This is a genomic window from Hydrogenophaga sp., assembly GCF_051007235.1.
In the GTDB taxonomy this organism is placed as follows: domain Bacteria; phylum Pseudomonadota; class Gammaproteobacteria; order Burkholderiales; family Burkholderiaceae_C; genus Hydrogenophaga.
This window is the reverse complement of sequence record NZ_JBPCSJ010000236.1, coordinates 1-3,938: the sequence shown is the minus strand read 5'-3', so window position 1 is coordinate 3,938 and position 3,938 is coordinate 1. Positions and strand designations below refer to the sequence as shown.

Genomic DNA, 3,938 nt, shown 5'->3' with positions numbered 1-3,938 from the left:
GGCCACGGCCGGCGCGATCTTCATCATCAGGCGCGGATCGAATGGCTTGGGGATCAGGTACTCGGGGCCGAAGGCCAGCTTCTCGCCCGCGTAGGCCGCGGCCACCACCTCGCTCTGCTCGGCCTGTGCCAGCTCGGCGATCGCGTGCACCGCAGCGATTTCCATCTCGTCGGTGATGGTCGAGGCGCCCGCGTCGAGTGCGCCGCGGAAGATGTACGGGAAGCACAGGACGTTGTTGACCTGGTTCGGGTAGTCGGTGCGCCCGGTGGCCATGATGGCGTCGTCGCGCACCGCCTTGACGTCTTCAGGCGCGATCTCGGGGTTTGGGTTGGCCAGCGCGAAGATCAGCGGGTTGGCAGCCATTTTGGCCACCATGTCCTTCTTGAGCACACCACCGGCCGACAGGCCCAGGAACACGTCTGCCCCGGCGATGGCTTCGGAGAGCGTGCGCTGTTCAGTCTTCTGGGCGAAGACGATCTTGTCCTCGTCCATCAGCTCGGTGCGGCCCTCGTAGACCACACCGGCCAGGTCCGTCACCCAGATGTTCTCGCGCGGAATGCCCAGCTTGACCAGCAGGCCCAGGCAGGCCAGGGCAGCGGCGCCGGCGCCGGACGTGACGAGCTTGATCTGCTTGGGGTCCTTGCCCACGACCTTCAGGCCGTTGAGGATGGCCGCACCCACCACGATGGCGGTGCCGTGCTGGTCGTCGTGGAAGACCGGGATCTTCATGCGCTCGCGCAGCTTGCGTTCGACATAGAAGCAGTCCGGTGCCTTGATGTCTTCGAGGTTGATGCCGCCGAAGGTCGGCTCCAGGCTGGCGATGATGTCCACCAGCTTGTCCGGGTCCTTCTCGTTGATCTCGATGTCGAACACGTCGATGCCGGCGAACTTCTTGAACAGCACGCCCTTGCCTTCCATCACTGGCTTTGCGGCCAGCGGTCCGATGTCGCCCAAGCCAAGCACGGCCGTGCCATTGGTGATGACGGCAACCAAATTGCCGCGGCTGGTGTATTTGAAGGCGTTGTTGGGGTCTGCGACGATCTCTTCGCAGGGTGCAGCCACCCCGGGGGAATAGGCCAGGGCCAGATCGCGCTGGTTGGTCAGCTGCTTGGTGGCCGCGATCGCCACTTTGCCGGGGGTCGGCTTCTCGTGGTACTCGAGCGCGGCGCGGCGCAGTTCGGCGCGTTTGTTTTCCTGGGCTTCGGGGGTGCTCATGTGGCGGTCTCCTGGTCGCAAATTCTGTAATGCGGAATGCAATTGCGCATTCTAGATGTTGAGGGTGTCCGTGCCCATCGCTTTTTGTGGAAGAAAGGTGCGAAGGCTCATGACATTTTGAGTGGCAATCGGCGCCTGGCAAGCTCGGTTTCCCACAGCCCAAAATGGCCTGGTTGGCGGCTGGAGGGTGGGTTGTGTGGCGTCAAACCAGGGCGGGCGCTTGTTCGGCGGGTTCGGTGCGTTGTTGCAGCAAGGCCAGGCGTTGGAGGGCTTGGCACGCTGGCCAGGGTGCGAGAGCCCGGGTGCCGTCAGGCGCCCACAGCGCTGACCTGCACCAGCGCTTGCAGGCGGCGCACGTCGTCGGGCCGACACTGCGCGGTGCCGGCGCTCAGCAGCGTGGCGGTGCCAGCGGCGATGCCCCAGCCAAAGGCCTGCTCCAGCGGCTGGCCCTGCTGCAGGGCCCAGACCAGGGCGCCGACGAAGCTGTCGCCCGCGCCCACCGCGCTGGACACCGGCACGTCCAGCGGAGGTGCGCTCCACATGGCGTCGCGCGTGACCAGCAGCGCTCCCAGGTGACCCAGGGTCAGGGCCACGACCTCGGCCTTGCCGTCATTCACCAGCTGGCGGGCGGCGGCCTGCCACTGGTCGGCGGTTTCCAGCGGGCGCCCTGCCAGTTCGGCCAGTTCCTTGAGGTTGGGCTTGAAGAGGTACACGCCTTCGGCCAGCGCCGCCGCCAGCGACGGCCCCGAGGTGTCGAGCAGCATGCGTGCGCCCCTGGTGCGGCACAGCCGGGCCAGCCGGGCGTAGAAATCCACCGGTGCACCGGGCGGCAGGCTGCCGGAGGCCACCACGATGTCGGGGAACGGGTGCAGCCCTTCGACATGCCGCAGCGCGTCCTGCCATTCGGCCTCGCTCAGGTGCGGGCCGGGCATGACGAAGCGGAACTCGGCGCCGGTGCTGTGTTCGTGCACGGTGAAGCTGACGCGGGTCTCGTCGGCGATCGGCAGAAACACGCTCTCAAGCCCTTCTTCGCGCATGCGGCGTTGCAGCCATTGGCCCGACGATCCGCCGGTGGGGCAGATGGACAGGCAGTGCCCGCCCAGGCGGGTCAGCACGCGCGCCACGTTGACGCCGCCACCGCCCGCGTCGTGCAGGGTGTCGCCGCAGCGCAGCTTGTGCGTGGGCACAACGGATTCGGTTTCGGTGGCCAGGTCCACCGACGGGTTCATGGTCAGGCAGAGGATGTCGGGGCGGGGTGTGGCTGCGGTCATGCCCGAGGTTGTACCGGAAATCCCGCCCGGCCCTTGGCTGGAACAGCGCCGCTCAGTCCCGGTGTTTGGCGCGTTTGGCGGCGAAGGCCTGGGCCACGCTCAGGCCGCGTGGACCGGGCTGCAGACGAAAGCCCTGGCCGGCTTCGATGGCGCCCGGTTGCACCACCGACAGGTAGAAGCCACAGCACAGCGCGTCCATCATCAGCCGCCCCGCCCGGGGCAGGCCCATGACGGCGGCGAACTTGAAGCAGGGTTCGCGCGGCGCGGTCACGCGCAACGTGCAGCCGGGGAACTGCAACTCGTCGCCGATCCAGACGTCGTGCTCGGTCAGCCCTTGGATGCTGAGGTTCTCGCCCATGAAGCCGTGGGGCAGGTCTTCGTCGAACAGGCTCACGCTGGCGTCGGCGCGTTGCGCTTTCCAGAACGGCAGGTGTTCCGCGGGGTAGGCGTACACCGCCTTGGCCGGTCCACCGTGCACCGTCGGGTCGGCCTGTTCGTCGCCGTCCAGCCCCATGGTGCCCACCGTCACCGCGCCGGTCACCGGCTGCTTGCCGATGGCCGAGAGGATGCGCCGGCCCTGGATCTGCAGCGGCCGCACGCGCCCAGTGTTGACGCTGAGCAGGCGCACCGGGTCAGCCGCGCATCAGCGCTTCGATCTCGTCGGCTTTCACCGGCACGTCGCGGGTGATCAGCTCGCAGCCGCCCTCGGTGACGATGGCGTCGTCCTCGATGCGGATGCCGATGTTCCAGAAGGCTTCGGGCACGCCCTCGCCCGGGCGCACGTACAGGCCGGGCTCGATGGTCAGCGCCATGCCCGGGCGCAGGATGCGGCTGGGCCGGTCCTTGATCACCTCGCCAGAGAGCGGGTCCTTGCGCTCGTTCACCGTGCCCACTTCGGTGGGCTCCACATAGCTGCCGCAGTCGTGCACGTCCATGCCCAGCCAGTGGCCGGTGCGGTGCATATAGAACGGGAAGTAGGCGCGCTGGGCGATCACGTCTTGCGCGTTGCCGACCTTGTTCTTGTCCAGCAGGCCCACGTCCAGCAGGCCCTGCGCCAGCACCGCCACCGTGGCCTCGTGCGGGTCGGTGAAGCGGTTACCGGGTTTGATGGCGGCCACCGACGCGTCCTGCGAGGCCAGCACCAGGTCGTACAGCGTGCGCTGCGGTCCGGTGAAACGGCCGTTCGCCGGGAAGGTGCGGGTGATGTCTGACGCGTAGCCGTCGAGCTCGCAGCCGGCGTCGATCAGCACCAGCTCGCCGCTGCGGATGGGCGCAGCGTCGGCGCGGTAGTGCAGCACGCAGGCGTTGGCACCGGCGGCGACGATGCTGCCGTAGGCCGGGTACTGCGAGCCGTGCTGGCGGAACTCGTGCAGCAGCTCGGCGTCCAGGTGGTACTCGCGCACGTCCTTGCGTTCGCGCTGCTTGCTCGCCGACGTCTTCATGGCGATGATG

Annotated in this window: 4 protein-coding genes; all 4 read right to left on the bottom strand. The window is 67.9% G+C overall.

What is annotated here, in order from left to right; translation table 11 throughout:
* Positions 1-1,215 (bottom strand): malic enzyme-like NAD(P)-binding protein (locus ACR2JA_RS08565; protein WP_434008672.1); only part of this gene is annotated, 1,215 nt, incomplete at its 3' end.
* Positions 1,216-1,523: 308 nt separating this feature from the next.
* The gene (locus ACR2JA_RS08560; protein ID WP_434008671.1) at positions 1,524-2,486 is read right to left on the bottom strand and encodes a 1-phosphofructokinase family hexose kinase; all 963 of its coding nucleotides are present in this window, start codon (positions 2,484-2,486) and stop codon (positions 1,524-1,526) included.
* Between the two features lie 52 nt (positions 2,487-2,538).
* Positions 2,539-3,114 (bottom strand): MOSC domain-containing protein, encoded by a 576-nt coding sequence (locus ACR2JA_RS08555; protein ID WP_434008670.1) that lies wholly within the window; start codon positions 3,112-3,114, stop codon positions 2,539-2,541.
* 4 nt (positions 3,115-3,118) lie between these two features.
* Positions 3,119-3,938 (bottom strand): M24B family metallopeptidase (locus ACR2JA_RS08550; RefSeq protein ID WP_434008669.1); only part of this gene is annotated, 820 nt, incomplete at its 5' end.

What these genes read in the sequence shown, in the direction of transcription:
- ACR2JA_RS08560 (WP_434008671.1), bottom strand. Translation starts at nt 2,486, where the DNA reads ATGACCGCAGCCACACCCCGCCCCGACATCCTCTGCCTGACCATGAAC.